Here is a 17784-nt window from a genome sequence, read left to right as displayed (position 1 = left end):
TGCCGACCACCTGCGCCGCCATGACCGTCAAACGCTGCTCCTGGGCCAACCCGGCCAATCCGCGCTATCTCGCCTATCACGATGAAGAATGGGGCGTGCCCTGCCATGACGAGAACCGCCTGTTCGAAATGCTCAACCTCGAGGGCGCGCAGGCGGGACTGAGCTGGGAGACGGTGCTCAACAAGCGCGAGCATTACCGCAAGGTGTTCGACGGCTGGGACGCGGACAAGATCGCGCGCTATGACGACGCCAAGGTCGCCGCCCTGCTGGCCGACCCCGGCATCATCCGCAACCGTCTCAAGATCGCGGCGGCCATCGGCAACGCCCGCGCCTACCTGGCGCTGCGCGACGACACCGGCGGCCTCGATCCCTTCCTGTGGGCCTATGTCGACGGCCGGCCCGTGATCAATGCCTGGCCGCCGGGGCAGACGCCGGCCAGCACGGCGCTGTCGGACCGGATTTCGAAGGACCTCGGCAAGCGCGGCTTCAAGTTCGTCGGCTCCACCATCGTCTATGCCTACATGCAGGCAATCGGCATGGTCAACGACCACGCGCCGGACTGCTTCTGCCATCCGGCGCGCCGCTGATCCGGCGCGGCTTCCTCACGCCGCCCTGGCCGCCGGCGGCAGCAGGCCTTCGGCGCGCATCGCCTCCTGCACGGCCGGCCGGGCCTTGATCCGCTCGCGGAAGGCGAGCAGATGGGGGAAGGGCTTCAGGTCGACGCCGACGAATCCCGCCCAGCCGGTGACCACGAACAGATAGGCATCCGCGACCGAAAAGCCGCCGTCGAGCAAGTACTCATGCTGCGCCAGCCGCTGCTCGACGGTCTGCAGGCGCTGCGCGATCTGCTCCCGAAACATGGTCTTGGCCTGCGCCGGCATGCCCGGGTTGAACAGCGGTGAGAAGCCCTTGTGCAACTCCGAGGTGATGTAGTTGAGCCAGGACTGCAGCCGGTAGCGTTCGATGCTGCCGCTTTCCGGCGCGAGCCTGGCCGCGGGCGCGAGGTCGGCGATGTACTGCATGATGGCCGGTCCCTCGGTCAGCACCACGCCCGGCCGGATCTCGAGGGCGGGCACATAACCGTTCGGATTCACCGCGCGGTAGGCGGCGCGATTGCCGTCGTCGACCTTCTCCAGTTCGGCTTCCAGTCCCGCCTCCCGCAATGCAATGTGCGGGGCGAGCGAGCAGACGCCGGGGGTGAAGTAGAGCTTCATGGTCTTTCCTTTCCTTTCTGGTTGAGGTGCTGCTACTCTAGGTCTGCACCGTTACAAGGAAAATAGGCATTCATGAAAGCTTCGCATGCATCGCTGCAATCCGCGCCCGATCCGGCCGACCTCGCGCTGCTGCTGGCGCTGGTGCGCGGCCGCACGCTGGCGGCGGCGGCCGCGCGGCTCGGCGTCGATACCTCCACCGTGTTCCGTTCGATCCGCCGGCTCGAGCGCAGGCTGGGCGGACCGCTGTTCGAGCGCGGGCGGCAGGGCTATGCGCCGACCGAACTGGCACGCATGCTGGCGCTGCACGCGGAACGCATCGAGTCGCAGCTGCAGGAGGCGCGCGAAGCGGTCTGGGGACGCGGCGGCGAAGCCGCCGGCCTGCTGCGCATCACCACCACCGACACCCTGCTCAACGGGCTCTTGCTGCCGGCGCTGTCGCGCTTCGCCCGCCTGCATCCGGGGATCGAGCTGGAACTGCTGACCGCCAACGCACTGGCCAACCTGAGCCAGCGCGACGCCGACGTCGCTCTGCGCGCGACCCGCACGCCGCCCGAGCATGTGGTCGGCACCCGGCTCGGCACGCTGCCCTCCGGCGTCTACGCCGCGCGCGCCTACCTCGACGGACGCGAAGCGCCGCTCAGGCTGGAAGAGGCCGACTGGATCGCGCTGGACGACTCGCTGGCGGATCACCCGTCGGCGCGCTGGCGGCGCCAGCAGTATCCGAAGCTCAGGCCCCGCATCCGCTGCAACAGCGTGCTGTCGGTGGCCGGCGCGATCGTCAACGGTTTCGGCGTGGGGGTCTCGCCCTGCTTCCTGCTGCAGGCCCATCCCGCCGTGGAGATGATCGGCGAGCCGGTGCCGGCGCTGGAAACCGGGCTGTGGATGCTGGCGCACCCGGAGGTTCGACACTGGCAGCGGGTGCGCCTGCTGTTCGACTTCCTGCGGGATGAGTTGCGGCCGCGCCTGGGCTGACGGCGCCGCCGCTTGCGCGACCGCAAGCGGCGCCCGGGGACGATTCGGTATCGTCGGGGAGCCTGTCGTCGTGATTTCTGAATGCACTCCTTCACATGAACGTCCTGCGCACCATCGTGCCGATTTTCCTGCTCGCGCTCGCCGCTCCCGCGCCGGCGCAGACGGGCGACTACGCCGGGGCCTGGCAGGCCTGGCTGTGCCCCGAAGGCCTGCAGCGCGATTCAGGCCGGTGCTCGACCTTCGTGCTCGAACTGCACCAGAAGGAGGGGCGCCTGTGCGGCTCCCACATGTTTTCCAACGCGGACGCCTCGCGTATCGACGAGGGCGGCGCGCCCTCGATCACCGGGGAGTCCGGGGGCGAGACGGCCGAAGTGGTGCTGACCAGCACCTTCGGCAAGACGCCGGTCCAGATCCGCGGCGAGCTCAAGCGGGTCGGCAGCGCGCTGCAGTGGCAGCGGCTCGACGCGCCGCGGGGCGACTATCTGCTGCCGCAGAAGGCGCGGCTGACGAAAGCGAAGAAAAAGAGCCTGTTCGCGCCGGTGTTCGAGCAGGAGCTGCAGGCGATCTGCCTGTCGGCCTTCACCATGGCGGAGCAGAATGCGGCGCGGCAGCAGCAGAGCCAGACGGCGCCGGCTCCGGCGCAGCAGCCGTCAAAGGAATGAGCGGCGGCCGGGGCGGGCGCCGCCGAATCTTCTCAGCAGGTACCGCACGCTTTCCGCATTTTCTGCGGCGCGCGCACTGCTACATTCCCCTCCGGATCCTCGGCGTCTCCTGAGGACTTCGGAGTGGAGTCATCCACTCCGTTTTTTTCATGCCGGCATGGTCTTATAATCGGTCAGCGCTTCGCGCATTCCCTCCGATCCCGAGCCGCCGATGCCGATCCAGTATCTCGCTTCCCTCACAGCCCCCGCGCGTACCGCGCGGGCCAACCTGCACCTCGGCGTGTCCCTGGCCTTCGTCGCCGGCGCGCTCAACGCCGGAGGATTTCTCGCCATCGGCCAGTACACCTCGCACATGACCGGCATGCTGTCCTCGGCCGCCGACAATCTCGTGCTCGGCCAGGCCGGCCTGGTGGCGGGGGCGCTGCTGTCGGTGCTGGCCTTCATCCTCGGGGCCGGTTCCACCGCGGTGATGGTCAACTACGGCCGGCGCAACGGCGCCCGCAACGCCTACATGCCGCCGCTGCTGATGGAGGCGATGCTGCTGCTGGTATTCGGCCTGGCCGGCGCCAACCTGCGCCGGCATGAGTTCATCGACCTGTCGCTGACGGCCATCCTGCTGTGCTACACCATGGGCTTGCAGAATGCGCTGATCACCAAGATTTCCAACGCCGAGATCCGCACCACCCACGTCACCGGGCTGGTGACCGATATCGGCATCGAGCTTGGCAAGCTGTTCTACTGGAACCGCGAGCCGGGCCAGGCCGGCGCCGGGCCGGTGCAGGCCAACCGCCGCCGCCTGGGCGTGCATCTCAGGCTGGTCGCCGCTTTCGCCATCGGCGGCGTGGCCGGCGCATTCGGTTTCAAGCACGTCGGCTTTGCCGCGACCATTCCGCTTGCCCTGGGTCTTGTCGGCCTGTCGCTCGCTCCCGCGTTCAGCGGCGCGGCGGGATAGGGATCATCCGCGGCGGCCGCGCGCCGCCGTCACGCGCAGATGTCGACCTCGGTCCCGACCGGCACCAGGTCGAACAGCTCGATCACATCCGCATTGCGCATGCGCACGCAGCCGATCGACAGCGGCACGCCCATCGGCGCGGTATCGGCGCAGCCATGAATATAGATGTAGCGGCGCATCGTATCGACCTCGCCCAGCCGGTTGAAGCCCGGCTCGCGGCCGGACAGCCAGAGTATGCGCGACAGGATCCAGTCGCGACCCGGGTATTGAGACGCCAGTTCCGGCCCCCACACGTCGCCGGTCGGGCGGCGGCCGACGAAGACCGCGCCCGCGGGCTGGCCGGCGCCGATTTTCGCGCGCACCACATGCCTGCCGCGCGGCGTGCAGTTGCTGCCGCTGCGCTCGCCCGGGCCGTTGGCCGCGGTGGAGACCGGAAAGCTGCGCAGGAGTGCGCCGTCGTCGCCGAAAAGGCTCAGCGTCTGGCGGGGTATGCTGATGACGATGCGTGGCATGGGCAGGGAGAGGAAAAGCCTGCGGCAACGATAGCAGGCGGGGTGGCGCGGCACAAGCGCGACGCCGGGAAACTGCGCAATCGGGTACAAGCGGGGCCGCCGCGAACTGGGTAACATGCGGCGATTCTGTTTCAGGAACGTCCATGTCCCATCCCACCCGTCTGTCCAGCCTGGCCGCCGGGGCGCGCGATACGCTGCCGATGCTGGTCGGGGCCGCGCCCTTCGGCATGATCTTCGGCACCCTGGTGAGCGCCGGCCCGCTGTCGCCCTGGCACGGTCAGCTGATGTCGCTCGGCGTGTACGCCGGCTCCAGCCAGTTCATCGCCGCCGGGCTGGCCGCCAGCCATGCCGGCATGCTGGTGATCTGGCTCACCACTTTCATCGTCAACCTGCGCCACATGCTGTATGCCGCCTCGCTGCTGCCGCGCGTCGCGCATCTGCCGCCGCGCTGGCGCTGGCTGCTCGGCTTTCTGCTCACCGACGAAACCTTCGCCGTGATGAACGGCTATTACCGGCAGCACCCGCAGGCGCCTCTCGGCCACTGGTATTTTCTCGGCTCCGGCCTGTCGATGTATCTCAACTGGCAGATATGGACGCTGATCGGGCTGGTCTTCGGCGCGGTCTTTCCGCAGCTGCAGTCGCTCGGCCTCGACTACGCGATGGTCGCGACATTCATCGCCATCGTCGTGCCGCAGCTGAACCGGCTGCCGCATTTCTGCGCGGCGGTGGCGGCGGGCACCTTCGCCATGCTGCTGCGCGACCTGCCGTACAAGCTGGGGCTGATGTCGGCGGTGCTCGCCGGGGTGGCGGTCGGCATGCTGATGACGCAGTGGCGGCAGCGCGCCCAGACCGGGGAGGAAACGGCATGAACTACACGCTGATGGTGCTCGGCATGGCCCTGATCACGTTCGCCATCAAGGCCGCGATCTTCATCCTCGGCGGACGGGTCGTCTTTCCGCCGCTGCTGCAGCGCGCGCTGTCCTTCGTGCCGGTCACGGTGCTGACCGCGATCATCGTGCCCATGATCCTGGCGCCGCACGGGGAAGGGCTGGAGCTGCACTGGCGCAATCCGCAACTCGTCGCTTCCATCCTCGCGATCCTCGTCTGCGCCGCCACCGGCCGCCAGCTGCTGACCATCGTCCTGGCGCTGATCGTGTTCTTCGGCTGGCAACTCGCTGTCCTGTAGATCCGCATTGCGGAGAAGACCGAGGACTGGCAGAATTTCCGATAATCAACGCTGACGGAGCCGGCGTTGTCAATTCTGCAAGGGCGGCGCGGCCGCCCGTCAACCGGAGATCACATGGGGCGCGCGATGGGGCTACGCGGCAAGTCGGTACTTGCGCTGATCGGCACCTGCGTCCTCGTGCTGCTGCTGGCCAGCGCCATCGGCTGGCAGGTGCTGCAATCCACCCGCGACCAGCTCGGCGAAGCCTATGCCCGCAACCTCACCCTGCTCAACCGCGAGCGGGTGCTCGCGCCGGTGGCGCGCGAGCTGGCGCTGTCGCAACGGCTTGCCGGCTCACAGGCGGTCCGTCAGTGGCTGCTCGACGAGCAGAACACGGAAAAGAAGGTCATGGCCATGCGCGAAGCCGAGGATTATCGCCAGGACTTCACCGACAAGTCCTGGTTCATCATCTCGTCGCAGTCGCTCGCTTACTATTTCAACGACAGCGAGTCGGTCTACAGCCCCGAGCCGCGCTACTTTCTCAAACCCGAGGACGAGGACGACGGCTGGTTCTTCAACACCATGAAGAGCGACAAGCGCTTCAACATCAACGTCCATCCCGATGAAAAGCTCGGGCTGACCAAGGTCTGGTTCAATGTCCTGATACACGACGGCGAACGGCGCATCGGCCTGGCCGGCACCGGACTCGACCTGACCACCTTCCTCAAGTCCTATGTGCATGATGCCGAGGCCGGCGTCACGCCGATCATCGTCAACGCCGAGGGCGCCATCCAGGCCCATCCCGACGTGCGCCGCATCGCCTACAACTCCGGCACGACGGCGACCGGCAGCGAGACCTCGGTCTTCGCGCTCTTCACCGGAGACGCCGAGCGCGCGGCGATGCGCGGCGCGATGCAGGCCGCCGCCGCCGCGCCGGCCGGCGCCCAGCTGTTTTCCGCCAGGCTCGACGGCAAGCGCCAGCTGCTCGCGGTAGCCTTCATCCCCGAGCTGAAATGGCATGTCCTGACCGCGGTGGATCTCGATGCCGCCCGGTTGGTCGACGGCGGCGTGATCAGGCAGCTGCTGCTGGCGCTGCTGGCACTGCTGGCGGCCATCGTCGCCGCCTGCGTGTTCGCCCTCAACCGGCTGGTGCTCGCGCCGCTGGTCAGGCTCAAGCAATCGGCGCAGGCCATGGCGGCGGGCGACTACCAGGTGGCGCTGCCGCCGGCGCGCGGCGACGAGATCGGCGAGCTTACCGAGGCCTTCGGGCGCATGGCCGACAAGGTCCGGCGGCATACCGCCGAGCTGGAAAACACGGTACGCGAGCGCACGCGGGAACTGATGCAGGCCAACCGCGACATGAGCGCCGCGCACAAGAAGATCAGCGACTCCATCTCCTATGCCAGCCTGATCCAGCGCGCGATCCTGCCCGACCGCCTGCTCGCCGACAAGCTGGGCGACAGCCATTTCGTGCTCTGGCGTCCGCGCGACGTGGTCGGCGGCGACTTCTATGTCTGCCGCGAGGCCGACGGCGGCTGCCTGCTCGGCGTGATCGACTGCGCCGGCCACGGCGTGCCGGGCGCTTTCATGACCATGCTCGCGCGCGCGGCGATCGACCAGGCGATGGACGATTGCGGCGCGGCCGACCCGGCCGCCATCCTGGCCCGCACCGACCAGGTCATGCGCAGCATGCTCGGCAACGAGCAGGGCGGCACCGGGGTCGCCGCCATGATGGATGCCGGCCTGGCATGGATCGATTTCAGGGCCGGCTGCGTCACCTTTTCCGGCGCAAGGATCGCGCTGTACTGGAGCGATGGCGAGGAAGTCGGCGTCATCGCCGGCGCGCGCCGCTCGCTCAACGACCGCAAGACCGGCGATTACCGCAACGAGCGCGTCGCGCTGCAGCCACAGCGCACCTTCTGCCTGACGACCGACGGCTTCCTCGACCAGGCGGGCGGCGACAAGGGCTTCGGCTTCGGCAACCTGCGTTTTTCCGCCATGCTGCGCGAACATGCGCGGCGGCCCCTGTCCGAGCAGGCCGATGCCTTTTCCGCCGCCCTGGCCGCCTGGCAGGGCAGTCATCCGCAGCGCGACGACATCACCACACTTTGCTTCCGATTTGCCTGACCGACGATACGACATGGACCAGATCGACCTGTTCACCCTGCAGCAGACCTATAACCAGCAGCGCATCATGCTCTGCTTCAACGGTCCGCTCACCCGCAGCCTGATCGAAGAAATCGGCAACGCGCTGCGCAACTACATGGAGCGCGAGCATGCCACGCCGTCCTCGGCGATGGACGTGTTCGGCGCCTATATCGAACTCACCCAGAACATCCGCCACTACGCCGCGAGCAAGGGCTGGCACGACAGCGAGGCCTCCGCCACCGTCGTCATCGCGCGCGACGCCGAAGGGCGCTACCTGGTCTCGGCCGGCAACGTGGTGTCGGCGGAGGACGGACAGGCCCTCGTCGAGCGGATCGGCGCGCTGGCGGCGCTCGACAAGACCCAGCTCAAGGCGCGCTACAAGGAACAGCTGCGCAAGCCGCGCGACCCCGACAGCGGAAGCGGCGCGGGACTCGGCCTGATCGACCTGGCGCGCAAGGCGACGGCGCCGCTGATCTGTTCGCTCAAGACACTCGATGACGGCCGCGGCTTCTTCTCGCTGCGCGTCGTGATGTAAAGGAAACGCCATGCAAGACATCCAGATCGCAAGCACGCAATCCACCCCCGCCATCAGGACGAATTTCGCCGACGGCGTGATCGAGATGCGGGGCGACTCCTATCCCGAAAACTCCTACGAACTGTTCACGCCGGTGCTCGACTGGATCGAGGCCTATCTCCGCGAGCCGGCCCGGCCGCTGCGGCTGGTGCTGCACCTGCTGTATCTCAACACCAGCAGCGTCAAGGCGATGATGGACATCTTCGACCTGCTCGAGCAGGCCCATCGCGAACAGCGCGACGTGTCGGTGCGCTGGTATTACGACGAGCAGAATGAGCGGGTGGCGGAACTGGCGGAGGAATTCCGCGAAGACTGCAGCTTCCCGTTCGACATCCTCACCCGGGTGGAATGAGCATGCGCGACGACAAGGACCTCTCGCTTGCGGTAGAGGCGCTGCTCGCCGACCCCGCCTATGCGCGCAATCCCCTGCGCCAGGCGCTCGACGAGCTGTACACCGAATTCCGCAACGTGCTGCACCAGATCGACCGCGTCACCCGCATCTCCGATCGCTATCAGAGCGTCACCCGCGAGCGGACCCAGTCGCTGACGGAGCGCTACCAGAAACAGTTGCGGCAGCTGGAAAAGATGGCCCGCATTTCCGACCGCTACCAGTCGATGATGCGCGACCTCAACGAGGCCCTGAAGGAAGCCGCCACCCGCGATGCCCTGACCGGCATCGGCAACCGGCGCATGCTGATGGACAGGCTCAAGGCGGAAACCGCTCGCGCCCAGCGCATGGGCCGCCCGCTGGCGCTTGCCTTGCTCGACGTCGACCGCTTCAAGACGGTCAACGACGCATGGGGGCATGAGATCGGCGACCGGGCACTGGTCGAAATCGCGCGCGCCGTGTCGGACGCGGTGCGCGATTACGATATCTGCGGCCGCTGGGGCGGCGAGGAATTCATGATCATCATGCCCGAGATCGGCGCGCGCGAAGCGGTGCCGGTGGTCGAAAGGGTGCGCGAAGCGGTCGCGGCGCTGAAGGTGGCGACGCCGGGCGAGCCGCTGTCGCTGTCGGCCAGCTTCGGCGTGACCGAATGGCGGCCGGAAGAAAACATCTCGGACACCATCTGCCGCGCCGACGCCGCCATGTTCGCCGCCAAGCACGCGGGCCGCAACCGGCTGGAAGTGGCTGCCTGATCCGCCGCGCGGCCTGAAAACCCGGCGCATACACGGTAAACTCTGGCCTTTTCAGCGGGGACGGCCCCGCCCGCCACTCCCGGCGGAACGCACGTGGACGGCCACGTCACTTCAAGAGGTTGAACATGGCATGGTTGGTCCTGTTGCTGGCCGGGCTGCTCGAAGTCGGCTGGGCGGTCGGTCTCAAATATACGGAAGGCTTCTCCCGTCTCTGGCCCTCGGTCTGGGTCGGCATTTCCATGATCCTGAGCGTGGCGCTGCTGAGCGTGGCGATGAAAACCCTGCCGGCGGGCACCGCCTACGCGGTGTGGACCGGCATCGGCGCGGCCGGCACCGTGATACTCGGCGCGGCGCTGCTCGGCGAGCCGCTCGGCATCGGCCGGGTGGTGTGCCTGGCCCTGATACTGTGCGGCGTGATCGGCCTGAAGCTGGTCAGCTAGGCGGCCGGCCGCGGCCCGTGCTCAGGCGGCGCGCTTCTTCCGCTTCGGCGCCAGCAGCGTCTGGCGGCAGCCGGGCGTGCCGCACAGGCAGCGGTAGGCTTTCTTCAGCGCCGGCGTGTAGCGCTCTTCCATGATCAGCCCGTAGTCGTAGTACAGCTCTTCGCCGCGGCGGATGTCGCGCAGCGCGTAGATGAAGACCTTGCCGTCTTCCTCGCGCGCTTCGCAGTTGGGCTCGCAGGAGTGATTGATCCAGCGCGCGTCGTTGCCCTCGTCGCCGCCGTCGATGATCTTGCCGTTGTCCAGGCTGAAGAAGAAGGTATGGAAATCGTCCGGCGCCTTGAGGTTCTCGCGCCGCACGGCTTCCTTCCAGCTGATGCGCTTGCCGCCGTACTCGATGATGCAGGTGCCCTCGGGTATCTTGCGCGCGGCGAAGACGCCGTTGCCGTGGATTTTCGAGTTGCGGACCTTGTAGAGAGGGGACGGCGACGGGCTTTCGGCTTTGCTGGTCATGTGTCTGGATCGGTGCGGAACGAAAGGCTGAAGTGTAATCAATCGCGCCCGCCCGCGCACGATCAAATCGCGCCGCTACAATGACGGCTCGCTTTCTTCCCGCCGCTGCCCCGATGTCCCGACGCCTGATTCCCGCCGCGCTCGCCTATGCCGATGGCGTGCCCTACGCCGCCGCCTACGGCGATGTCTATCACTCCGCCGACGGCGGGCTTGAACAGGCAAGGCATGTCTTCCTCGGCGGGAACGATCTGCCTCGGCGCTGGCGCGATGCCGCGCGCTTCACCCTGCTCGAGACCGGATTCGGCCTCGGCCTGAATTTCCTCGCCACCTGGCAGGCATGGCAGTCCCATGCGCCGGCGCACGCGCGGCTGCATTACGTCGCCATCGAAAAGCATCCGTTCGCGCCCGACGACCTCGCCCGGCTTCATGCGCGCTGGCCGGAGCTGGCGGCGCTGTCGGCGCAACTGCGGGCGGCCTGGCCGCCGCTGGTGCCGGGCTTCCACCGCGTGCTGCTCGATGGCGGACGGGTGACGCTGACGCTCGCTTTCGGCGACATCGCCGACTGCCTGCCGCAGATCGCGATGGCCGCCGACGCCTTTTATCTCGACGGTTTCGCCCCCAGCCGGAATCCCGACATGTGGTCGCCCCAGGTGCTGTCGCGGCTGCACCGGCTGGCCGCCCCGGGCGCGACCGCGGCGACCTATACCGTGTCGGCGGCGGTGCGCCAGGCGCTCGCCGCCGCTGGTTTCGCCTGCGAAAAGCGGCCCGGCTTCGGCCGCAAGCGCGACATGCTCGCCGCGCGCTACGCGCCACGCTGGCCGCTGCCGCCGGCCCGGCCGGAGCCGGCGCGGCGGGCGGTGGTGATCGGCGCCGGCGTCGCCGGCAGCGCGGTGTGCGCCAGGCTCGCCGCGCGCGGCTGGCAGCTCACGCTGGTGGAGCGGCATGAGAAGTGGGCCGCCGAATCCTCCGGCAATCTCGCCGGCATCGCCATGCCGCTGCTGTCGCGCGACGACAATATTCCATCCCGGCTGGCGCGCGCCGCCTTCCTGTTTTCCACGCACCTGTGGCAGCAGCTCGGCGGCGTCGGCAGCGCCTTCGCCGGCGAAGCCTGCGGCGTGCTGCAGCTTGCGCGCGATGCCGGACATGCGGCGCTGCAGCGCGAGACGGTGGAAGCGCTCGGCCTGCCTCCCGACTTCGCCCGCTTCCTCGGGGCGGAGCAGGCCGCCGCGATGACCGGCAATCCGGCCGCGGCCGGCGGCTGGCTGTTTCCCCGCGGCGGATGGGTGACGCCGTCCAGCCTGTGCGAAGCCATGCTCGCCTCCTGCGGCGGGCTGCTTGAACGGCGCTTCGCGCAGCAGGCGTCCTCCCTGCGACACGACGGCAGCGAGTGGACGGTGCAGGGCGACGGAGGCGCATGCATCGCGCGCGCGCCCGTGGTCGTCATCGCCAGCGGCACCAACGCCGCGTCGTTCGCCCAGACCCGGGAGCTGCCGCTTGCCGCCATCCGCGGCCAAGTGACCCACATTCCCGCAGGCGAACTGCCGTCGCTGCCGGTCGTGCTGTGCGGCGAGGCCTATGTCACCCGGCCGGCCAACGGCATCTGCTGCGTCGGCGCGACCTATGACATCGATACGGATCCTGCGCTGCGTCAATCGAGCCAGGATGAAAACCTGGAACGTCTGGCACAAGTCTTGCCACAAACGAGCATGGGAAAAGATCGCCCGCTCGCCGGCCGTACCGGCTTCCGTGCGGTGTCGCCCGATCGCCTGCCGCTGGTTGGCGCGCTGCCCGATCCGTGTGCCGCCATCGGCGGCAGCCGGCTCAGCGACGTGCCGCGCTTGCCCGGCATGCATGCGGTGCTCGGCCTGGCGTCTCGCGGCATCATCTGGGCGCCGTTTGCCGCCGAGCTGCTCGCCTCGCAACTCGAGGGCGAGCCGCTGCCGGTGGAGCGCGAGCTGGCGGCGGCGCTCGATCCCGCGCGGTTCGCGCTCAAGGCGTGGCGGCGGCGGAACGGGTGAATCTTTTCGGCGCTGCATCGACCCGATGTAGTGCATCGCACCGAAGTGCTGCACGCATAGCGCGCGCAGTCCGGAGTCGTTTGCTTAAAAAACAGGCAGAAGTAAGAGCGGATGGGAAGTGCCGGCATCATCCGCATGCGAGGCGGAAACTATCACTATAAGCAAACTTCATCTTCGCGCAAGAAAAACACGGCGCATCGCATGTACCCTCGAATCAACGTGGCCACCACCGCACGCGGCATGTAGCGTTTTCGCCTCGCCCGACAAGGGCGGAACGCAAATTCATGCAAGCGCATGCGAGCGGCGCGACAACAAAAAACGCTTAGTCTTCAACGCACTGCGAGTTTCGCGCGGTGCAGCAAATTTCGGCGCGCATGCGCTTTTGAAAACCTTCTTGAGACAAACGCGTCGCACGCATAAAAAAAGTCGGAAATACTCCTATGGACAGATGCATGCAGCGCGTATTATTAAATTGCGGAATGGAAATCCAGCACCAATATCCGCCCCTGTTTTACCCCGTAGTATTCATATCAAAGGAGCCCCATGAAGATCTTTGACAACTACGCAGCACGGTATGAACGGACACGGGAAGAGGAGTACTCCCTGCAAGAATATCTGGAGCTGTGCAAGCGCGATCGCCTTGCATACGCAACCGCCGCCGAGCGCATGCTCGCCGCGATCGGTGAACCCGAACTGCTGGACACGCGTCACGACTCGCGCCTCTCCCGCATCTTCGCCAACAAGGTCATCAAGATCTATCCCGCCTTCCGCGACTTCTATGGCATGGAAGAAGTCATCGAGCAGGTCGTCTCCTACTTCCGCCACGCGGCGCAGGGTCTCGAAGAGCGCAAGCAGGTGCTCTATCTGCTCGGTCCCGTCGGCGGCGGCAAGTCTTCCATCGCCGAAAAACTCAAATCGCTGATGGAGCAGGTGCCGTTCTACGCGATCAAGGGATCGCCGGTGAACGAATCGCCGCTCGGCCTGTTCAGCGAGGAAGAGGACGGCGCCATCCTCGAAGAGGACTACGGCATCCCGCGCCGCTACCTCAAGCCCATCCCGAGCCCGTGGGCGGTCAAGCGCCTGCATGAATTCAACGGCGACATCAACAAGTTCCGCGTGGTCAAGCGGTATCCGTCCATCCTCAAGCAGATCGCGATTTCCAAGACCGAGCCGGGCGACGAGAACAACCAGGACATCTCCTCTCTGGTCGGCAAGGTCGACATCCGCAAGCTGGAAGACTATTCGCAGGACGACCCGGACGCCTACAGCTATTCCGGCGGCCTGTGCCTGGCCAACCAGGGCCTGATGGAATTCGTCGAGATGTTCAAGGCGCCGATCAAGGTGCTGCATCCGCTGCTGACCGCGACCCAGGAAGGCAACTACAAGGGCACGGAGGGTTTCGGCGCGATTCCGTTCGACGGCGTGGTGCTCGCGCACTCCAACGAGTCCGAATGGAAGGCCTTCCGCAACAACAAGAACAACGAAGCCTTCCTCGACCGCATCTACATCGTCAAGGTGCCCTACTGCCTGCGGGTGTCGGAAGAGATGAAGATCTACGACAAGCTGATCCGCAACTCTTCGCTCGGCGACGCCCCGTGCGCACCGGGCACGCTGAAGATGATGGCGCAGTTCGCGGTGCTGTCGCGCCTGAAGGAACCGGAGAACTCCAGCATCTTTTCCAAGATGCAGGTGTATGACGGCGAAAACCTCAAGGACACCGATCCCAAGGCCAAGTCGCGCCAGGAGTATGTCGACTACGCCGGCGTGGACGAGGGCATGAACGGCCTGTCGACGCGCTTCGCGTACAAGATCCTCTCCCGCGTGTTCAACTTCGACAATACCGAAGTCGCGGCCAACCCGGTGCACCTGCTCTATGTGCTGGAGCAGCAGATCGAGCGCGAGCAGTTCCCGCCCGAGGTCGAGCAGCGCTACATGTCCTACATCAAGGACTACCTGGCGCAGCGCTACGTGGAGTTCATCGGCAAGGAGATACAGACCGCCTACCTGGAGAGCTATTCCGAGTACGGCCAGAACATCTTCGACCGCTACGTGACCTTCGCCGACTTCTGGATACAGGACCAGGAATTCCGCGATCCGGACACCGGCGAGAGCTTCGACCGCGAAGCGCTCAACGCCGAGCTGGAAAAGATCGAGAAGCCGGCCGGGATATCCAACCCGAAGGACTTCCGCAACGAGATCGTCAACTTCGTGCTGCGCGCGCGGGCCCAGAACGGCGGCAAGAACCCGGCCTGGACCAGCTATGAAAAGCTGCGCACCGTGATCGAGAAGAAGATGTTCTCCAACACCGAGGACCTGCTGCCGGTGATCTCGTTCAACGCCAAGGCCAGCGCCGAGGATGCGAACAAGCACCAGGAGTTCGTCTCGCGCATGGTGGCCAAGGGTTACACCGCCAAGCAGGTGCGCCTGCTGTGCGAGTGGTACCTGCGGGTGCGCAAGTCCTCGTGAGAGTGAAGTAGACAAGGCGCCGCCCACGCAGGCGGCGCCGGCCTCCCCGCCGCGGGCCGCGGCGGGAGAGGGAACGCCCATACCGTATCAGGAGGCATCTTGGCTTACCTCATCGACCGGCGACTGCAGGGCAAGAACAAGTCCGCTGGCAACCGCGAGCGCTTCCTCAGGCGCTACAAGGGCCAGATCAAGGATGCCGTTGCACGCGCCATCAAGGGCCGCTCGATCACAGACATCGAGAAGGGCGAAAAAATATCCATCCCGGTCAAGGACATCAACGAGCCGACCTTCGGCCATGCGCAAGGCGGCGTGTGGGAAGTGGTGCGGCCGGGCAACGAGCAATATCAGAAAGGAGACCTGGTGCAGCGGCCGAAAGGCGGCGGCGGCGCCGGCCGCGGCAAGGCGGGCAACACTGAGGAAATCACCGAAGACGACTTCACCTTCGAGCTCACGCGCGAAGAGTTCATGAACTACTTCTTCGAAGACCTGGAGCTGCCCAACCTGGTCAAGACGCAGCTGACCTCGATCACCGAGTTCCGCAGCCAGCGCGCCGGCTACACCATTGCCGGCACGCCGACCAACATCCATGTGCTGCGCTCCATGCGCGGCGCCATCGGGCGGCGCATCGCGGTCGGCGCCGGCTCGCGCAAGCGGCTGCGCGAGGCGGAGGAAGAGATGGAAGCGCTGCAGCGCACCGCATTCGAGGACGATCACCGCCTGATCGCCCTGCGCAAGGAGATCCACCAGCTCAGGACCAAGCTGCATGCGATCCCCTTCCTCGATCCGATCGACCTGCGCTACAGCAATCGCATCAAGGTGCCGAAGCCATCCAGCCAGGCGGTGATGTTCTGCGTGATGGACGTGTCGGGCTCGATGGACCAGCAGAAGAAGGACGCCGCCAAGCGTTTCTTCATCCTGCTCTACCTGTTCCTCGAGCGCGCATACGAAAAGATCGAACTGGTCTTCATCCGCCACCACACCCAGGCCACGGAAGTGAGCGAGGACGAGTTCTTCAACTCGCGCGAGTCCGGCGGCACCGTGGTGTCCTCGGCGCTCAACCTGCTCGGCACCATCATCGAGGAGCGCTACGCGAGCAGCGACTGGAACGTATACGTCGCGCAGGCTTCCGACGGCGACAACTGGGACAACGACTCCGCCACCTGCCGGGATCTGCTGATCAACCGCATCATGCCGCTGGTGCAGTACTACGCCTACGTGGAGATCACCGAGGGCGAGCCGCAGAACCTGTGGGAAGAGTACATGCAGATCCCGCCGCTGTGCCCGCACTTCGCGATGCAGAAAATCGAGTCGCCGGCAGACATCTACCCGGTATTCCGTGAATTGTTCAAGAAGCAGCCGACCAAATGACGACAACCGAACTGACCAAGAAACCGGCGAAGAGAAGCCGCAAGAAGGCCGAGCGCTTCCGCCTGCCCGAGCAGTCGGAATGGACGTTCGAGCTGATCGAGCAGATCCATGAAGAGATCGGCCGCGTGGCCCGCGACTTCGGCCTCGACACCTATCCCAACCAGCTGGAGATCATCACCGCCGAGCAGATGATGGATGCCTATGCCTCGGTGGGCATGCCGGTCAGCTACGGCCACTGGTCCTTCGGCAAGCAGTTCCTGGCGACCGAGAAAAGCTACCGGCGCGGGCACATGGGACTGGCCTATGAGATCGTGATCAACTCCAATCCCTGCATCGCCTACCTGATGGAGGAAAACAGCCTGACCATGCAGGCGCTGGTGATCGCGCACGCCTCCTACGGCCACAATTCCTTCTTCAAGGGGAATTACCTGTTCCGCACCTGGACCGATGCGGAGGCCATCATCGACTACATGGTCTTCGCCAAGAACTACATCGCCGAATGCGAACAGCGCTACGGCGTGGAAGAAGTGGAGCTGCTGCTCGATTCCTGCCATGCGCTGCAGAACTACGGCGTCGACCGCTACAAGCGTCCGGCGAAGCTGTCGATGGCCGAGGAGCGCGAGCGGCAGGAAGAGCGCGAGCGCTACCTGCAATCCCAGGTCAACGACCTGTGGCGCACGCTGCCGCGCAAGGAAGCCGTGGAGCAGGAAAAGGAAGTCAGGCGCTTCCCCGCCGAGCCGCAGGAGAACCTGCTGTATTTCATCGAGAAGTTCGCGCCGCTGCTGGAGCCCTGGCAGCGCGAGATCGTGCGCATCGTGCGCAAGATCTCGCAGTACTTCTATCCGCAGCGCCAGACGCAGGTGATGAACGAGGGCTGGGCCACCTTCTGGCACTACACCATCCTCAACCAGCTGTATGACGAAGGCGTGGTCGGCAACGGCTTCATGATGGAATTCCTGCAGAGCCACACCAACGTCGTCTTCCAGCCGCCGGTCAGCAGCAAGTACTTCAGCGGCATCAATCCCTATGCGCTGGGCTTTGCCATGATGCGCGACATCCGCCGCATCTGCGAGGACCCGACCGACGAAGACAGGCACTGGTTTCCCGATATCGCCGGCAGCGACTGGAAGAAGACCCTCGACTTCGCGATGCGCAACTTCAAGGATGAGAGCTTCATCTCGCAATACCTGTCGCCCAAGCTGATCCGCGACTTCCATTTCTTCTCGGTGCTCGACGACGACAAGAGCGACCACCTGAAGATCTCCGCGATTCACGACGAGGAGGGCTATCGCCATGTGCGCGAGCAGCTCGCCGGCCAGTACAACCTCGGCAACCGGGAGCCGAACATACAGGTGTGGTCGGTCGACACCCGCGGACAGCGTTCGCTGACGCTGCGCCACAACCAGTACATGCGGCGCCCGCTCAACAATCAGGCTGGAGAAGTGCTCAAGCACGTGGCGCGGCTGTGGGGTTTCGACGTCATGCTCGAAACCGTCGATCCGGACGGCAAGGTCCTGCACACGCAGGAAGTCAGAACCGAAAAGAGGGGCTAGGGACTGGCAGGGATGCCGTAACAAGGGGAGCGCCGCAAGGCGCGCGGCATCCTTCGTCCCGTGCGGCTCGTGCTTTTCGCCGGGCGCGAG

The 17784-nt window shown here is 66.0% G+C and carries 18 protein-coding genes; 15 read left to right on the top strand and 3 right to left on the bottom strand.

Features of this window, described 5'->3' with window-relative positions; translation table 11 throughout:
• Window positions 1-20: 20 nt before the first annotated feature.
• Entirely contained in the window at window positions 21-587 is a 567-nt protein-coding gene (locus NCCP691_RS11525; protein WP_220808422.1) for a DNA-3-methyladenine glycosylase I, read from the top strand.
• Window positions 588-602: 15 nt separating this feature from the next.
• Here the strand turns inward: NCCP691_RS11525 and gstA are convergent, their stop codons facing one another.
• Window positions 603-1214, bottom strand: a complete 612-nt coding sequence (gstA, locus tag NCCP691_RS11520; RefSeq protein ID WP_220808421.1) for a glutathione transferase GstA — start codon at window positions 1212-1214, stop codon at window positions 603-605.
• Between the two features lie 72 nt (window positions 1215-1286).
• Between gstA and NCCP691_RS11515 the strand changes: the two genes are divergently transcribed.
• The 3 genes from NCCP691_RS11515 to NCCP691_RS11505 all read left to right on the top strand — a co-directional run bounded on the left by NCCP691_RS11515 (window position 1287) and on the right by NCCP691_RS11505 (window position 3800).
• Window positions 1287-2186, top strand: coding sequence for a LysR family transcriptional regulator (locus NCCP691_RS11515; protein WP_220808420.1), 900 nt, complete (start codon window positions 1287-1289; stop codon window positions 2184-2186).
• A gap of 95 nt (window positions 2187-2281) precedes the next feature.
• Window positions 2282-2848: a hypothetical protein gene (locus tag NCCP691_RS11510; RefSeq protein ID WP_220808419.1), complete on the top strand. Its 567-nt coding sequence runs from the start codon at window positions 2282-2284 to the stop codon at window positions 2846-2848.
• A 211-nt stretch (window positions 2849-3059) separates the two neighbouring features.
• Entirely contained in the window at window positions 3060-3800 is a 741-nt protein-coding gene (locus tag NCCP691_RS11505) for a YoaK family protein (protein WP_220808418.1), read from the top strand.
• Window positions 3801-3829: 29 nt separating this feature from the next.
• On the opposite strand, the gene NCCP691_RS11500 is transcribed toward NCCP691_RS11505, so the two are convergent.
• Window positions 3830-4312, bottom strand: coding sequence for a L,D-transpeptidase (locus NCCP691_RS11500; RefSeq protein WP_220808417.1), 483 nt, complete (start codon window positions 4310-4312; stop codon window positions 3830-3832).
• Window positions 4313-4455: 143 nt separating this feature from the next.
• Between NCCP691_RS11500 and NCCP691_RS11495 the strand changes: the two genes are divergently transcribed.
• The 7 genes from NCCP691_RS11495 to sugE all read left to right on the top strand — a co-directional run bounded on the left by NCCP691_RS11495 (window position 4456) and on the right by sugE (window position 9779).
• Window positions 4456-5181: an AzlC family ABC transporter permease gene (locus tag NCCP691_RS11495; protein ID WP_220808416.1), complete on the top strand. Its 726-nt coding sequence runs from the start codon at window positions 4456-4458 to the stop codon at window positions 5179-5181.
• A complete protein-coding gene (locus tag NCCP691_RS11490; RefSeq protein WP_220808415.1) occupies window positions 5178-5498 on the top strand; it encodes an AzlD domain-containing protein in 321 nt (106 codons plus the stop codon). Before NCCP691_RS11495 ends, NCCP691_RS11490 begins: the two co-directional genes overlap by 4 nt.
• Window positions 5499-5612: 114 nt before the next feature.
• Window positions 5613-7604 (top strand): biofilm regulation protein phosphatase SiaA, encoded by a 1992-nt coding sequence (siaA, locus tag NCCP691_RS11485; protein WP_220808414.1) that lies wholly within the window; start codon window positions 5613-5615, stop codon window positions 7602-7604.
• A 13-nt stretch (window positions 7605-7617) separates the two neighbouring features.
• Entirely contained in the window at window positions 7618-8160 is a 543-nt protein-coding gene (siaB, locus tag NCCP691_RS11480) for a biofilm regulation protein kinase SiaB (RefSeq protein ID WP_220808413.1), read from the top strand.
• A 10-nt stretch (window positions 8161-8170) separates the two neighbouring features.
• Window positions 8171-8551: a biofilm regulation phosphoprotein SiaC gene (siaC, locus tag NCCP691_RS11475; RefSeq protein WP_220808412.1), complete on the top strand. Its 381-nt coding sequence runs from the start codon at window positions 8171-8173 to the stop codon at window positions 8549-8551.
• A gap of 2 nt (window positions 8552-8553) precedes the next feature.
• Window positions 8554-9339 carry a biofilm regulation diguanylate cyclase SiaD gene (gene siaD / locus NCCP691_RS11470; protein WP_220808411.1) on the top strand — a complete coding sequence of 262 codons (786 nt, stop codon included), beginning with the start codon at window positions 8554-8556 and terminating at the stop codon, window positions 9337-9339.
• 125 nt (window positions 9340-9464) lie between these two features.
• Window positions 9465-9779 carry a quaternary ammonium compound efflux SMR transporter SugE gene (gene sugE, locus NCCP691_RS11465; protein WP_220808410.1) on the top strand — a complete coding sequence of 105 codons (315 nt, stop codon included), beginning with the start codon at window positions 9465-9467 and terminating at the stop codon, window positions 9777-9779.
• A 21-nt stretch (window positions 9780-9800) separates the two neighbouring features.
• On the opposite strand, the gene NCCP691_RS11460 is transcribed toward sugE, so the two are convergent.
• Window positions 9801-10289, bottom strand: coding sequence for an SET domain-containing protein (locus NCCP691_RS11460; RefSeq protein WP_220808409.1), 489 nt, complete (start codon window positions 10287-10289; stop codon window positions 9801-9803).
• Between the two features lie 113 nt (window positions 10290-10402).
• Between NCCP691_RS11460 and mnmC the strand changes: the two genes are divergently transcribed.
• From mnmC to NCCP691_RS11440, 4 genes are all read left to right on the top strand, one after another.
• On the top strand, window positions 10403-12307 hold the full coding sequence (mnmC, locus tag NCCP691_RS11455; protein WP_220808408.1) for a bifunctional tRNA (5-methylaminomethyl-2-thiouridine)(34)-methyltransferase MnmC2/FAD-dependent 5-carboxymethylaminomethyl-2-thiouridine(34) oxidoreductase MnmC1: 1905 nt from the start codon (window positions 10403-10405) through the stop codon (window positions 12305-12307).
• Between the two features lie 543 nt (window positions 12308-12850).
• Entirely contained in the window at window positions 12851-14773 is a 1923-nt protein-coding gene (locus NCCP691_RS11450) for a PrkA family serine protein kinase (protein ID WP_220808407.1), read from the top strand.
• Window positions 14774-14872: 99 nt separating this feature from the next.
• Window positions 14873-16141 carry a YeaH/YhbH family protein gene (locus tag NCCP691_RS11445; protein ID WP_220808406.1) on the top strand — a complete coding sequence of 423 codons (1269 nt, stop codon included), beginning with the start codon at window positions 14873-14875 and terminating at the stop codon, window positions 16139-16141.
• Window positions 16138-17694: a SpoVR family protein gene (locus NCCP691_RS11440; RefSeq protein WP_220808405.1), complete on the top strand. Its 1557-nt coding sequence runs from the start codon at window positions 16138-16140 to the stop codon at window positions 17692-17694. The genes NCCP691_RS11445 and NCCP691_RS11440 overlap by 4 nt, the downstream gene beginning before the upstream one ends.
• The last annotated feature ends 90 nt before the right edge of the window (window positions 17695-17784 follow it).

Source organism: Noviherbaspirillum aridicola, assembly GCF_019656455.1.
GTDB lineage: Bacteria > Pseudomonadota > Gammaproteobacteria > Burkholderiales > Burkholderiaceae_D > Noviherbaspirillum > Noviherbaspirillum aridicola.
This window is presented reverse-complemented; position numbering and strand designations above follow the sequence as displayed.